Below are 14,458 nucleotides of genomic sequence, written 5' to 3'. Positions count from 1 at the left end.
TGAGAGGGGGCTTGCCCCGATAGCGGCATTTCAGTCAAAACATCTGTGTCTGAACAATTGCCATCGGGGCGCGCGCCCTCCCACATTGGTTTGGTGTTGCCTGGTCAGACGGTTTTGGACATCCGGCCCGCCAGCAGTGCCCAGCCAAACAGCCCCAGGCACAGGATGATCAACGGCCATGAGCGCCATTGCAGATACGGTGTCAGGTTGTGCATCGGCACCACGTCGCCGTAGAGAATGCCGCGCTCGAACTGCGGGATTTGCGCGGTGATCTGACCATACGGGTTGATCAGGCCGGTCACGCCATTGTTGGTGGCGCGGATCATCCAGCGGCCGGCTTCCAGCGCACGCATTTGCGCCATTTGCAGATGCTGCAAGGGGCCGATGGAGGTGCCGAACCAGGTGTCGTTGCTGATGGTCAGCAGCAGGTCGCTCTGGGCCGACAGGCCAGCGGCGAATTCCGGGTACACCACTTCATAGCAAATGAACGGTGCAATCTGATAGCCCTTGGCTTGCAGCATTGCCTGGTCGGACGGGCCACGGGCGAAGTCCGACATGGGCAGGTCGAAGAAGGCAATCAATCCGCGCAACATGTCCTGCAGTGGCACGTACTCGCCGAAGGGCACCAGTTTCTGCTTCAGGTAAGTGCCGTCCCCTTCACCCACCACCGTGATGCCGTTGAAGTAGCGCTTGTGATGATGCACTTCCTGGCGAATCGGCACACCGGTGATCAGGGCGGTATGCCGCTCGGCGGCGAACTTGCCCATCATCCCCAGGTAACCCTCGACCGACTCCTTGAGCACCGGCACCGCTGTTTCGGGCCATACCAGCAGGTCGACGCGCTTGGAGCTGAAGCTCATGTCGCGGTACAGCGCCAGTTGCGCATTGAGCTGCTCGGGGTCCCACTTCATGCTTTGTTCGACGTTGCCCTGGATCGCCGCCACGCTTAACGGTGCGCCGGAAGGCGAGGTCCAGTCGTGATGCTTGAGGGCCAGGCCGATTGCCCAAGGCGCCACCAGCAACAGCAGGCCAGTGCCGATAAAGGCGTTGCGCCGGGTTGCGAGCAGGCGTGGCAGGTTGCACAGCAAGGCTGCGGTCAGCGCCAGCGCAAAGGAAATCAGCCACATGCCACCCACTGGCGCGAGGCCGGTGAGGGGGCCGTCGAGTTGACTGTAACCGGAGTACAACCAGGGGAAACCGGTGAGGAACCAGCCACGAAAGGCTTCCTGGCCGACCCACAATGCGGCAAAGGTCAGGGCGTCGGCCAGCGGCGCTTCATTGCGGCGCAGCCAGCGTGCCCACAGCCACGCGGGTAAGGCGAAGAACAGGGCAATGGCGGCGGTGAATGCCAGCATCAGCAGCCCGGCCAACAGCACCGAGGCGCCGCCGAAGTGGTGGATGCTGTAGTAGATCCAACTGGTGCCAGCGCCAAACAGGCCGAAACCGAAACACCAGCCACGGCCCATGGCCTGGCGTGGGGACAATTCCCGCAGCCCGACATAAAACAGTCCGACCGCCAGCAGCGCAAACGGCCACAGGTCGAACGGCGCCAGCGCCAGGGTGGTGATGGCGCCGGCCACCACGGCCAGCAGGTTACCGGGCCAGCCGGGAGCGATGAAACGGCGCATGTCAGTCCTTAGCGGGCAATAGGTGTCAGACGGATCAGGTGGATGCGACGGCTGTCGGCATTCAGGATGCGGAAGCGATACGCACCGATCTCGGTGGTTTCATTGCGCTTGGGCAAATGACCAAATGCACTCATCACCAGGCCGCCGACGGTATCGAACTCATCGTCGGAGAACTCGCTGTCGAAGAACTCGTTGAAGTTCTCGATCGGTGTCAGCGCCTTGATCAGGAAGTCACCGCTGGGCAGTGGCTTGATGTAGCTGTCTTCTTCGACGTCGTGCTCATCTTCGATATCGCCGACGATTTGTTCCAGCACGTCCTCGATGGTTACCAGGCCAGCCACGCCGCCGTATTCGTCGATCACGATGGCCATGTGATTGTGGTTGGCGCGGAATTCACGCAGCAGCACATTCAGGCGCTTGGATTCCGGGACGAACGTGGCGGGACGCAGCAGGTCCTTGATGTTGAAGCTGTCGCCGTTCTCCTTGAGGATCAGCGGCAGCAGGTCCTTGGCCAGCAGGACACCCATGACGTCGTCATGGCTTTCACCGATCACCGGGTAGCGCGAGTGCGCCGAATCGATCACGGCCGGGAGGAATTCCCGTGGGGTCTGGGTCGCCTTGATGCTGATCATCTGCGAGCGCGGGACCATGATGTCGCGAACCTGCAGGTCAGCCACCTGGATGGCGCCTTCGACGATGGCCAGCGCTTCGCTGTCCAGCAACTTGTTCTGGTGGGCTTCGCGCAGCAGCTCCAGCAGCTCCTGGCGGTTTTTCGGCTCGTGGGCAAAAGCCTGGGTCAGTTTACCCAGCCATGACTTTTGCCCGTTGCTCGATCGGTCTTCGCTCATAGCGATTACTCTAAATCCTTTGTTGTTTCAGTTAAGTGTCGATCAGTTTTCGTCGTCTGCATACGGATCGCGATGACCCAATTCTGCAAGCAACGTTCGTTCCAGCGCTTCCATCTCTTCGGCTTCGTCATCGTCTATATGGTCGTAGCCCAGCAGATGCAAGCAGCCGTGGATGACCAGATGGGCCCAATGGGCCTCAAGAACCTTGCCTTGCTCCCGAGCTTCGCGTTCGACCACTTCGACGCAGATCACCAGGTCGCCCAGCAGCGGGATATCCAGCAACTCGTCGGGTACGTCGGCGGGAAAGGACAGCACGTTGGTCGCGTAATCCTTCTGGCGCCAGGTGTGATTCAGTTCGCGGCCCTCGGGCTCGTCCACCAGGCGAATGGTCAGTTCCGAGTCAGCGGTGCGCTGGCGCAGGGCCAGGGTGCACCATTGACGGAACTGCTCTTCGCTGGGAGCGGGCGCGTCGGTGGCCAGCTGCAGGTCAAGCTCAAGCATCGCGGCGCGCATCCTGGGTCGGTGCGTCGTCGCGATGGTCGAAGCGCTCGTAGGCCTCGACAATGCGCTGCACCAGCGGGTGGCGGACCACGTCCTTGGGCATGAAGTGCGTGAAGCTGATACCCGGCACGTCCTTGAGCACCTCGATCACCTGGGCCAGGCCGGATTTGGTGCCCTTGGGCAGGTCGACCTGGGTGACGTCACCGGTGATCACGGCGGTGGAGCCGAAACCGATACGGGTGAGGAACATCTTCATCTGCTCGACAGTGGTGTTCTGGCTTTCGTCGAGGATGATGAAGCTGTTGTTCAGCGTACGGCCACGCATGTAGGCCAGCGGGGCGATTTCGATCACTTGGCGTTCGATCAGCTTGGCCACGTATTCAAAGCCGAGCATTTCGTAGAGCGCGTCGTAGAGCGGGCGCAGGTACGGATCGATCTTCTGGGCCAGGTCGCCGGGCAGGAAGCCGAGTTTTTCACCCGCCTCGACCGCTGGGCGCACCAACAGGATGCGGCGCACTTGCTCGCGCTCCAAGGCGTCGACCGCGCAGGCCACGGCCAGGTAGGTCTTGCCGGTACCGGCGGGGCCGATGCCGAAGTTGATATCGTTGCCGAGAATTTCTTTGACGTAGCGCTGCTGATTCAAGCCGCGTGGGCGAATCATGCCTTTTTTGGTGCGCAGGGCCACGCTGGCTTCGGCCACCGGGTTGTTGGCCAGGTCTTCCACGGCGGATTCCTGCAGGTACAGGTGCACCGTTTCCGGCGACAGCTCACTACCCTTGGTTTCGCGGTAGAGGCGGCGGAGCAGGTTTTCTGCAGACGTGGTGTGCTGGGGTTCGCCAATAAGCTCGAATTGATTGCCGCGGTTGCGGATCTCGATGCTCAGGCGTTGTTCGATCAGGCGCAGGTGCTCGTCGAACTGTCCGCACAGATTGGCGAAACGGCGAGCCTCAAACGGCTCGAGGAGGAAACGATGGGGTTCTGCTATGGGTGCGTTCAAGGTTGCTTTTAGCCGCCCTTTGGCTGTGGAGGTGAAAGAGAGAATAGCGCCAGTGGCTCGGGTACGAAAGCATTTATCTAACCCTGATGCCATGCAATTCAAATGTGGGAGGGGGCAAGCCCCCTCCCACATTTTGAGCCGTGGTGATTTGAGGGTTATTGCACCAGAGACCCGCGCAACGAATGCGGTTGCGCCGCATCGATGTGCACATCGGCAAACTGGCCGATCAAGGTCGGATTGTCGCAACGGAAGTTGACGATGCGGTTGTTCTCGGTGCGCCCCTGCAATTCGCCCGGGTCTTTTTTCGAGTAGTCGGTGACCAGGATGCGTTGGGTGGACCCGACCATTTGTCGGCTGATCTCGAAACCCTGCTGGTTCAGGCGATGTTGCAGGGCGTTCAAGCGCTCTTTTTTCAGTTCTTCCGGGGTTTCGTCCAGCAGGTCGGCGGCCGGGGTGCCCGGACGCTGGCTGTAGACAAACGAATAGGAGAAGTCAAAACCGACGTCTTCGATCAGCTTCATGGTCTGCTGGAAGTCTTTCTCGGTTTCGCCGGGAAAACCGACGATAAAGTCCGAGCTGATGCAGATACCCGGCACCGCCGCGCGCAATTTGCGCAGTTTGGATTTGTATTCCAGGGCGGTGTGGTTGCGCTTCATGGCCGCCAGGATGCGGTCCGAGCCCGACTGCACCGGCAAATGCAGGTGCTTGACCAGCTCCGGCACTTCGGCGTGGGCCTGGATCAGGCTGTCGGAAAACTCCAACGGGTGCGAGGTGGTGTAGCGAATGCGCTCGATGCCATCGACGGCGGCGACCACGCGGATCAGCTCCGCCAGGTCCGCCAGGCGGCCATCGTGGGTCTGGCCGCGATAGCCGTTGACGTTCTGGCCCAGGAGGGTCACTTCGCGCACGCCGTGTTCGGCCAGGTGGATGATTTCCGACAGCACATCGTCAAACGGCCGGCTGACTTCTTCGCCACGGGTGTAAGGCACCACGCAGAAGGTGCAGTACTTGCTGCAGCCTTCCATCACCGACACATAGGCACTCGGCCCGTCGATGCGTGGTTCGGGCAAGTGGTCGAATTTTTCGATTTCCGGGAACGAGACGTCGACCTGAGGCAGCCTGGTGAGGCGCGCAGCGTCGATCATTTCCGGCAGGCGGTGCAGGGTCTGCGGGCCGAACACCACATCGACATAGGGCGCGCGGTCGCGGATGGCGGCGCCTTCCTGGCTGGCCACGCAACCGCCGACGGCGATCACCATGTCCGGGTTGGCCAGTTTCAGTTCGCGCCAGCGGCCCAGTTGCGAGTACACGCGGTCTTGGGCCCGCTCGCGGATCGAGCAGGTATTGAGCAGGATCACGTCGGCATCTTCGGCGCGGGCGGTGACTTCCAGGGCCTGGTGTTCACCCAGCAGATCGACCATGCGCGAGCTGTCGTACTCGTTCATCTGGCAACCGTGGGTTTCGATATAAAGCTTCTTGGCCATGGGAATCGTCAACTGGTGGTAAAGAACCGCGCATTATAGGGGGCATGTCCATTGGTTCCTAGCGTTGTGCATCGGGTGCCATGCTATAGTTCGCGCCCTCTTTTATATCCCCGATGTGTTGTTCGCCCACCATGACCAAACGTGAAGCTCCAATCTACAAGGTGATTTTCCTGAACCAGGGCCAGGTGTTCGAAATGTACGCCAAGCAGATCTATCAGAGCGATCTGTGGGGCTTCCTGGAGGTGGAAGAGTTCGTCTTTGGCGAGCGCACCCAGTTGGTCGTCGACCCGGGCGAAGAGAAACTCAAGGCCCAGTTCGAAGGCGTGGTGCGTAGTTTTGTGCCGATGCATTCGATTGTGCGCATCGATGAAGTCGAGCGCCTGGGAACACCGAAGATCAGCGAAGCCCGTGGCACCAGCAATGTCATGCCGTTTCCGATGCCGATGCCTGAAAAGTAAGGCGTTTGGGACGAGGACGCTTACTCCCGCCGGGGCTCGAAGCGGCCCCAATGCAATTTACAGGTGCGTCAGATAGAAGTCAGTGAAGGGTTGTGAACCCGCTTCGCAGCCTGGCGAGGAGCACGCGCCCTCGCCGCAGATCGATCAGGGCAGGGGTGAGAACGGCGAACGCCCATCGGCACTCTGCAATTCCTGCAGGTAATTGCGGAAAATCTGCCCCAGCACCTGGGTCGCCACTTCCAGCTCATCGCGCTGCATGTGCTCGGCCACTTCGTCGGCGGTGTCCAGCGCGTCTTCGGCGCCATTGACCGCAGCCATTTTCAGCACGATATACGCCTGGACGTTATTGGCCGGCACGCCTTCACCGTGGAAGAACATGGTGCCCAGTTGGAATTGCGCCTGGGCGTGGCCCTGCAACGAGGCTTTCTCGAAGTAGTTCAAGGCCTTGTTGAGGTCGCGGGCGGGGTTTTTGCTGTCGTAGAAGAACTCGCCCAACTCGTATTGCGCCTGCGCATCCCCGCCGTCGGCCTGTTTCTGGCACGCGCTCAGGGCTTCGGCCTGGCTGTCTGGCTGGGTATTGAGGGTGCAACGACCCATCGCTGGGATTAACAACGAGTTGCCGCCTGCTTGTGCATGTGCCAGCAGCGGCTGAAGGAGCAACAGGCAGCCCAGGACCAGGGTGCGGCCGGTGCGTTTCATGGGAATCGACTTACCTCTGACGGGGCACGCGGACCCTCGGGGGTCCAATAAGCGCGCATTATGAAATAAGCAGGCCTCTGCTTACAAAGTCTTTACTCGTTTTTCTGCTGGTTGGGCAAGTTATCTGCCGGATTGCAGGTGAATTCTCGAAAAAATAAGGAAAACGCTGTAGGCAAAGTAGAAAATCTGACGCTGCCGAGGGCAGCATCAGAGTGTGCACCTGTTTATTTCAGGGCGGCGAAGGCGCGCTCGGCGGCGTCAAGGGTCAGTTTCAGCTCGGCGTCGCCGTGGGCGATCGAGGTGAAGCCCGCCTCGAAGGCGCTCGGCGCCAGGTACACGCCGCCTTCCAGCATCAGGTGGAAGAAGCGCTTGAAGAGGTCGGCATCGCTGCCCATCACGTCCTCGAACGTGACGATATCGTCGGCACCGCTGAAATACAGGCCGAACATGCCACCGGCCTGGGTGGTGACAAACGGGATACCGGCGGCATCGGCGCGCTGTTGCAGGCCGTCCAGCAGGCGAGTGGTGTAGTCGGTCAGCTCGGCGTGGAAACCCGGGCGGCTGATCAGGCGCAGGGTGGTCAGGCCGGCCGCCATGGCCAGTGGGTTACCGGACAGGGTGCCCGCCTGGTACACCGGGCCCAGCGGCGCGATCTGCTGCATGATTTCACGCTTGCCGCCAAAGCAGCCCACCGGCATGCCGCCGCCAATGATCTTGCCAAAGGTGCTCAGGTCTGGCGTGACGCCATAGTGCGCTTGGGCGCCGCCGAGGGCGACACGGAAACCGGTCATCACTTCGTCGAAAATCAGTACCACGCCGTGTTTGTCGCACTGCTCGCGCAAGCCTTCGAGGAAGCCCGGGGCCGGCGGTACGCAGTTCATGTTGCCAGCGACCGGCTCGACGATGATGCAAGCCACGTCCTGGCCGACTTCGCTGAGCATCTGCTCGACCGCGGCAATGTCGTTGAACGGCAGGGTCAGCGTGTGTTTGGCGAACGCGGCGGGTACGCCGGCCGAACTCGGAACGCCCTGGGTCAGTGCGCCGGAACCGGCCTTGACCAGCAGGCTGTCGGAGTGGCCGTGGTAGCAGCCTTCGAATTTGATAATGCTGTCGCGGCCGGTGAAACCACGGGCCAGGCGGATTGCGCTCATGGTGGCTTCGGTGCCGGAACTGACCATGCGCACCATCTCCATCGACGGCACGATCGAGCAGACCAGGTCGGCCATCTCGGTTTCCATCGCGGTCGGCGCGCCGTAGGACAGGCCGTGCTGCAATTGCTGGCGGACGGCGTCGAGGACTTCAGGATGGCTGTGGCCGAGGATCATTGGCCCCCAGGAACCAACGTAGTCGACGTAGCGCTTGTCATCTTCGTCGGTGACGTAGGCGCCTTCGGCATGCTTGAAGAACAATGGCGTGCCGCCGACGCTCTTGAACGCACGCACGGGGGAGTTCACACCACCGGGGATGTGTTTCTGGGCATTGGCAAACAGGCTTTCGGAACGGGACATGGTCGGGCTCTCTAAACGGAATATTTAAGAAGATCGTTAAAGGCGCGGGCGCGGCGCGTGACTTCCTGGGTGCTCTCGGCGCCGAACAGGCCATGCACCACGGCCAGCAGGTCAGCACCGTGGGCCACCAGCGGTTCGGCGTTCTCCAGGGTGATGCCGCCGATCACGCAGATCGGCAATTGCAGGCGCTTGCGGGCCTGGGCCAGCATCTCGACAGTGGCGGCGGGCGCGCCAGGCTTGGTGTTGGAATTGAAGAAGCGGCCGAAGGCGACATAGCTGGCGCCTTCCTTCGCGGCCTGCTCGGCCAGTTCGATCTGGCTGTGGCAGGTGGCGCCGATGATCGCCTTGGAACCCAGCAAGGCACGCGCCGGGGTCAGTGGGCCGTCGGTCTGGCCCAGGTGTACGCCGACGCCGAGGCGCGCAGCCAATTCGGCATCGTCGTTGATGATCAATTGGGTCTTGTAGCGAGAGCACAGCTCCCGCAACTTTTCGGCTTCGCGCAGGCGCCGGGCTTCGTCGGTGCTTTTATCGCGGTACTGCAACAAGGTCACGCCACCGTCCAATGCCGCTTCGACATAGGCGAGGAATTTGCCGGCCAACAGTTGGCCGTCGGTAATGGCGTAAAGGCCACGTAATTTCATCGGGCAGGCCTCTTGGTCTTACGAGCAGAAATCCAGCGGCAGTCGGCGAGGCACGAACTGGCCCTGGCCGAGTTGTTCGGCGTCACGCAGGGTACGCCAAGTGTAGTTGAGGGCAGACTGTACGGCGCTCACCAGGCCCTCGCCCTGGGCGATCCGCCCGGCCAGTGCACTGGCCAGGGTGCAACCCGATCCGTGATAGTTGCCGGGCAGGCGCTGGCAGGTGAAGGTCTGGCGCGTGCCGTCGCGGCTGTACAGGCGGTTGTGCACTTCGTGTTCGTCGCCATGGCCGCCCGTGATCAGCAGGTGCTTGATATACGGCAGCAGCTTTTCGGCGCATTCGTCCGCGGTGCCGTCGGGCAGCTCTGCAAGGATGCGGGCTTCGGGCAGGTTGGGTGTGGCGATCAGCGACAGTGGAAACAGCCGCTCGCGCATCGCGTAGCCGACTTCATCCTTGCCCAGGCTGCCACCGCCGCCGGCACGCAGCACCGGGTCGCACACCACCGGCAGGTGCGGATGCGCCTGCAGCAGTTCGACCACGGTGTCGACCATCGCGGTAGAGCCCAGCATGCCCAGCTTGACCGCCGCGACTTCGGAGTCGCTGAGCACGGCATTGGCCTGGGCCATTACCCACTCGCGATCGAGTACGCGAAAGTCGCTGACATTGACGGTGTTCTGCACGGTCAGGGCGGTGACGGTCGGAGCCGCATGGCAGCCCTGGGCGAGCAGGGCTTCGATATCTGCCTGCAAGCCGGCGCCCCCACTGGGATCATGGCCGGAGAGACAGAGGACAACAGGGCGAGAGCTGTAGATATTCATGGAGCGCGAGCTTACCACCAAACGCTTTTGGCGTGGCCGTCTGGCGCTGGCAGAATTTTGCCCGGATACAGGGGTATTTATGGCTGTTTGCTAGTATCCGTTACGTGTTGCAAAACCCCCTGTAAGCCGCGTCCTAGAGCCTTTCAAAAAATTATTTCAATGGTGTCTAATGGCCTCTAGCGGCTATGCTAGAGTGGATCCAAACAACTTACTGTATCGCCGGTATTCGTCTTCTCAAAAGGAATGGGGGGCTTTTTGACATAACCGGACAGGTCACGCTGGGGCTCTATGCGCTATTTGCTGATTTTATTGTTGTGCGGACTGCCTATGTTCGCCAGCGCCATCGAGTTCACTCAGAACACGCGAAGCTTGCCACTGGGCCGCGCCATGCAGGTGCTCGAAGACCCGACCGACGCCCTGACCATCGCCGATGTGAGTTCCCCCGTCTACGCCGCACAGTTCAAGCCCCATGACAAAGCCACCCTCAATGCCGGCTATTCGCGCTCGGTGTTCTGGCTCAAGGTCGACCTGCATTACCTGGCCCAAGACCCGCGTTCCCCACGTACCTGGTTCCTGGAACTGGCCTACCCGCCACTGAACCACCTGGACCTGTACCAGCGCGACCCCACCGGCAACTACCGCCTCACCGCGCGCACCGGCAGCGCGCTGCCTTTTTCCAGCCGGGAGGTGCGCCAGAGCAATTACCTGTTCAAGCTCAATTTTGTGCCCAATCAACAGGAAACCCTCTACCTGCGCCTGCAAAGCCAAGGCTCGATCCAGGCCCCGTTGACGCTGTGGTCCGGCACCGCCTACCTGGAAGAACAGCCCTTGCGCCTGTATGTACTGGGGGCGATTTACGGCGTATTGCTGGGGATGTTGATCTACAACCTGTTCATCTACCTGAGCGTGCGTGACACCAGTTACCTGTATTACATCCTCTACATCGCCTCGTTCGGCCTGTACCAATTGTCGGTCAATGGGGTGGCGGCGGAATATTTGTGGCCGGACAACCCGTGGTGGACCAACGCGGCGGTGCCGTTCCTGATTGGCTCGGCGGCGCTGTTTGGCAGCCTGTTCGCCCGCAGCTTCCTGCACACTGCCCAACACAGTCGCTGGATCAATCGTCTGTTGCTGGCACTGGTGGCCTGCGGGGCGGTGGTGATGCTGCTCTCGCTGATGACCAGTTACGCGCTGGCCTTGCGCCTGGCCACCGGCCTGGCGCTGGTGTTCACCGTGACCATCTTCGTCGCCGCCATCAAGGCCTGGTGCTGCGGGCAGCGCATGGCGCGGTATTTCATCATTGCCTGGACCGCGTTCCTGCTGGGCGGGGTGGTCAATACCATGATGGTGCTGGGCTACTTGCCCAACGTATTCCTCACCATGTACGCCAGCCAGATTGGCTCGGCCATTGAGGTGGCGCTGTTGTCCCTGGCCCTGGCGGACCGCATCAACGGCATGCGCGAGCAACAGGCGCAAATCCTGTTCGACGCCAGCCAGAAGCTGGAAGTGCTCAACCAGCAGTTGGCCCGCAGCAACCGGCTCAAGGACGAATTCCTCGCCACCCTGACCCACGAACTGCGCACCCCGATGAATGGGGTGATCGGCTCCCTGGAACTGATGCAAACCGTGCCTCTGGACGGCGACCTGGCGCAGTACCAGCAAACGGCCGCTGGCTCGGCGCGAGACATGATGCGCATGGTCAACGGCATCCTCACCCTCACCGAGTTGCAGGCCGGACGCCTGAGTGCCAAGCCCGAGGTGTTCAGCCTGCGCAGCGTGCTCGACGCCTTGCGCCAGCAGTTCAGCGCCAGTGCGCAGAACAAGGGCCTGGGGTTTTCCATCGACGTGGCCGATGAACTGCCCGACCGCGTGATCGGCGATGCCGACAAACTGCTTCAGTGCCTGGATTGCCTGCTGGACAACGCCTTCAAGTTTACCCACCAAGGCACGGTGCGCCTGCGCGTGGTGGGCGTGCCCCGCAGCGACGGTGGCCTGCACCTGAGCTTTATCGTCACTGACACGGGCATTGGTTTCGCCTTCCTTGACGAGGCCACTCTGTACCAGCGCTTCTTCCAACTTGATGGTTCGACCACCCGCGAATACGGCGGCCTGGGTATCGGCCTGGCGATCTGCCGGCAATTGATCGAGCTGCTGGGCGGGCGTCTCACCCACCATTCCGAGCCGCACAAGGGCAGCCGCTTCCAGTTGGAGATGGACGTCGATGCCGTACCGCCCGCGTCCAAAGTCACGAGCCCGGCGCCTGAGCAGCGACGCGCGCCGCAGGATTGTGCGGTGTTGTTGGTGGATGACAACAGCGTCGGCCAGTTGGTGGTACGCGGCATGTTGCTCAAACTGGGCTATCGGGTGAAAACCGTGGACAGCGGCCCGACCGCATTGGCGGCCTTGCAGGCGGGCACCTTCGACGCGGTCTTGCTGGACGTGCCTGAAGGTGGGTTCTCGTTGTGTTGTCAGATACGGGCGTTGCCGGGCTGTGGTGAGTTGCCGGTGATCGCCTTGAGTTCGTCGCTCAATGCGTCGGAGCGTGAGCGCTGCCATGGCATTGGTATCACTGATCGCCTGGCCAAGCCTGTGCGTTTCGAGGCGTTGCAAGCGGTGCTGGAACGTCGCGTGTTATGCCCGCAAGAGGGCGAAAGCGCCGGACATTCGGCGCGTATGCCACTTTTTTAAGGCGGTTGACGGTGCTTAACTGAAAAAACCGGCCTCAATCGATTCGTACCCTGTAGGAGCGAGCTTGCTCGCGAAAAAACTGAGAGCAACGCGTTTATCCAGGATGCACGCGTTATCGTTGACGTTCTTCGCGAGCAAGCCCACCTACAAACAGCAACAATCGACGTGGCCTTTTTCCTGGAGGCCACCATGAACCTGCATCAGTTCGCCGAAACCCACGACGTCACCAACCAGCCCCCGTCCCTGGACGGTGCCAACCTGTATCGCATCGACCTGCCCCTGCAAGACTGGTCGCGTCGCTTTGACGCGGGCTGGGCAGAGGCGCGCATCGATGCCTACGGCGCGTTGGCCGGTGGGCCGCTGATGGAGGCCGGGTTCCTGGCGAACCAGAACAAGCCGGTGTTCAACAGCCATGACCGTTATGGCCATCGCATCGACCTGGTGGAGTTTCACCCGGCCTACCACGAACTGATGCGCACCGCCGTCGAACACGGCCTGCCCTCGCTGCCTTGGGCTCATCCGCAAGCTGGCGCGCATGTGGCCCGTGCGGCGATGACTTACCTGCACAGCCAGGCCGAAGCGGGCACGGGTTGTCCGCTCACCATGACCTTCGCCTGTGTGCCCGCGTTGCGCTTGCAACCGGACCTGGCGCAGGCCTGGCTGCCAAAAATCCTCAACACCCAATACGATCCCCGCAACGTCGGCATCGCCCACAAGGCCGGCGCCACCATCGGCATGGCCATGACCGAGAAACAGGGCGGCACTGACGTGCGCGCCAACACCACCCGCGCTTACCCCGTAGGGGCCGGTGGCCCTGGGCAAGCCTATGAGTTGGTCGGGCATAAGTGGTTCTGTTCGGCGCCGATGTGCGACGCCTTCCTCACGCTGGCCCAGACCGACAAGGGCCTCACCTGTTTCCTGCTACCCCGGCATCGCCCGGATGACACGCGCAATGAGTTCTATATCCAGCGCTTGAAAAACAAGCTGGGCAACTGCTCCAACGCGTCCAGCGAAGTCGAGTTTCGTGGCGCCCTGGCCTGGATGGTCGGCGAAGAAGGCCGTGGTGTCCCGACCATCATCGAAATGGTCGCCATGACCCGCTTCGACTGCATGGTTGGTTCCAGCGCCTTGATGCGCCAGGCGCTGACCCAGGCCAGCCATCACTGCGCCCACCGCCTGGTGGGGGGGCGCGTGCTCAGCGAACAGCCGCTGATGCAAAACGTCCTGGCCGACCTGGCCCTGGAAAGCGAAGCCTCGTTGGCGCTGAGCCTGCGTATGGGCCGCGCCCTGGACCATCTGGGCGATGAGCACGAAGCCAAGTTCGCACGGCTGGTGACGGCGGTGGGCAAGTATTGGATCTGCAAGCGTGCCCCAGCGATGATCAACGAAGCCGCCGAGTGCATGGGCGGTGCCGGCTACGTGGAGGACAGCATCCTGCCGCGTCTATACCGTGAGGCTCCGGTGAATTCGACGTGGGAAGGTTCCGGCAACGTGCAGTGCCTGGACGTGCTGCGCGCCCTGTCGAAGGAGCCGGGTGTGCTCGAGACGCTGTTTGTCGAATTGGGCGATGGACATGGCGACCGTCAGTTGGCGCGGCATATTGAACAGTTGAAGTCGGCGTTTATGGATACCCAGGATATTCAATACCGCGCGCGGCAACTGACCGAGGACATCGCCGTGGCGTTGCAGGCCAAGTTGCTGCTGGAAGCCGGCAATGCGGCGGTCAGCGATGGGTTTATCGCCAGCCGGTTGGGTGAGTCGTCCGGTCGGGTGTATGGCACCTTGCCGCGTGGGGTGGATGTTGGAGCGATCGTCGCTCGCTCAACTCCGTATTCATCTCTGTGAACGCGGTCCAGGTGTGGGAGGGGCGAGCCCCAAAAATAAAATAACTTAGCGATTAATAAGGATTTATTTTTTATTAAGCGACCGGATTTTTGTGGCGATCGGGCTGTTGTGGCGAGCGGGCTTGCCCCGCGTTGGGCTGCGCAGCAGCCCCAGAACCAGCCGCAGAGGAGTGCCTGATACTCCGCATTCCGATTGATTGGGGCTGCTTCGCAGCCCAACGCGGGGCAAGCCCGCTCGCCACAACAAGCCCGCTCGCCACAACAAGCCCGCTCGCCACAACAAGCGGGCTCGCCACAACAAGTCTGCTTGCCACAGGGGTTCCAGTTTGATGTGCGACAGCACTAC

12 protein-coding genes are annotated in these 14,458 nt (G+C 61.6%); 3 read left to right on the top strand and 9 right to left on the bottom strand.

Going from position 1 to position 14,458, the window contains the following annotated elements; all coding sequences use genetic code 11:
* Window positions 1–104 precede the first annotated feature (104 nt).
* From lnt to miaB, 5 genes are all read right to left on the bottom strand, one after another.
* A complete protein-coding gene (gene lnt / locus P2T68_RS32175) occupies window positions 105–1,628 on the bottom strand; it encodes an apolipoprotein N-acyltransferase (RefSeq protein ID WP_024077564.1) in 1,524 nt (507 codons plus the stop codon).
* Window positions 1,629–1,636: 8 nt separating this feature from the next.
* Entirely contained in the window at window positions 1,637–2,476 is an 840-nt protein-coding gene (locus P2T68_RS32170; RefSeq protein WP_010206772.1) for an HlyC/CorC family transporter, read from the bottom strand.
* Between the two features lie 42 nt (window positions 2,477–2,518).
* Window positions 2,519–2,977: an rRNA maturation RNase YbeY gene (gene ybeY / locus P2T68_RS32165; protein ID WP_024077563.1), complete on the bottom strand. Its 459-nt coding sequence runs from the start codon at window positions 2,975–2,977 to the stop codon at window positions 2,519–2,521.
* A complete protein-coding gene (locus P2T68_RS32160) occupies window positions 2,970–3,974 on the bottom strand; it encodes a PhoH family protein (RefSeq protein WP_024077562.1) in 1,005 nt (334 codons plus the stop codon). Before P2T68_RS32160 ends, ybeY begins: the two co-directional genes overlap by 8 nt.
* A gap of 155 nt (window positions 3,975–4,129) precedes the next feature.
* The gene (gene miaB / locus P2T68_RS32155) at window positions 4,130–5,458 is read right to left on the bottom strand and encodes a tRNA (N6-isopentenyl adenosine(37)-C2)-methylthiotransferase MiaB (protein ID WP_024077561.1); all 1,329 of its coding nucleotides are present in this window, start codon (window positions 5,456–5,458) and stop codon (window positions 4,130–4,132) included.
* Window positions 5,459–5,589: 131 nt separating this feature from the next.
* Between miaB and P2T68_RS32150 the strand changes: the two genes are divergently transcribed.
* Window positions 5,590–5,916 (top strand): DUF1820 family protein, encoded by a 327-nt coding sequence (locus P2T68_RS32150; RefSeq protein WP_003194436.1) that lies wholly within the window; start codon window positions 5,590–5,592, stop codon window positions 5,914–5,916.
* A 144-nt stretch (window positions 5,917–6,060) separates the two neighbouring features.
* Here P2T68_RS32150 and P2T68_RS32145 read toward each other — a convergent pair whose 3' ends face one another.
* The 4 genes from P2T68_RS32145 to P2T68_RS32130 all read right to left on the bottom strand — a co-directional run bounded on the left by P2T68_RS32145 (window position 6,061) and on the right by P2T68_RS32130 (window position 9,580).
* The gene (locus tag P2T68_RS32145; protein WP_024077560.1) at window positions 6,061–6,615 is read right to left on the bottom strand and encodes a tetratricopeptide repeat protein; all 555 of its coding nucleotides are present in this window, start codon (window positions 6,613–6,615) and stop codon (window positions 6,061–6,063) included.
* Window positions 6,616–6,839: 224 nt separating this feature from the next.
* Window positions 6,840–8,123, bottom strand: a complete 1,284-nt coding sequence (gene hemL / locus P2T68_RS32140) for a glutamate-1-semialdehyde 2,1-aminomutase (protein WP_024077559.1) — start codon at window positions 8,121–8,123, stop codon at window positions 6,840–6,842.
* A gap of 11 nt (window positions 8,124–8,134) precedes the next feature.
* Window positions 8,135–8,764, bottom strand: coding sequence for a thiamine phosphate synthase (gene thiE / locus P2T68_RS32135; protein WP_024077558.1), 630 nt, complete (start codon window positions 8,762–8,764; stop codon window positions 8,135–8,137).
* Between the two features lie 18 nt (window positions 8,765–8,782).
* Window positions 8,783–9,580 carry a hydroxymethylpyrimidine/phosphomethylpyrimidine kinase gene (locus P2T68_RS32130; RefSeq protein ID WP_024077557.1) on the bottom strand — a complete coding sequence of 266 codons (798 nt, stop codon included), beginning with the start codon at window positions 9,578–9,580 and terminating at the stop codon, window positions 8,783–8,785.
* 288 nt (window positions 9,581–9,868) lie between these two features.
* Between P2T68_RS32130 and P2T68_RS32125 the strand changes: the two genes are divergently transcribed.
* Both P2T68_RS32125 and P2T68_RS32120 read left to right on the top strand, forming a co-directional pair.
* Window positions 9,869–12,268, top strand: a complete 2,400-nt coding sequence (locus tag P2T68_RS32125; protein WP_277378781.1) for a hybrid sensor histidine kinase/response regulator — start codon at window positions 9,869–9,871, stop codon at window positions 12,266–12,268.
* 189 nt (window positions 12,269–12,457) lie between these two features.
* Window positions 12,458–14,113, top strand: a complete 1,656-nt coding sequence (locus tag P2T68_RS32120; RefSeq protein WP_277378780.1) for an acyl-CoA dehydrogenase family protein — start codon at window positions 12,458–12,460, stop codon at window positions 14,111–14,113.
* Window positions 14,114–14,458: the final 345 nt, after the last annotated feature.

Origin of the sequence: Pseudomonas sp. G11 (genome assembly GCF_029457515.1) — a bacterium.
GTDB classification, from domain to species: domain Bacteria; phylum Pseudomonadota; class Gammaproteobacteria; order Pseudomonadales; family Pseudomonadaceae; genus Aquipseudomonas; species Aquipseudomonas gorinensis.
The sequence above is the reverse complement of the archived record's forward strand: the minus strand, read 5'-3'. Positions and strand labels throughout refer to the sequence as shown.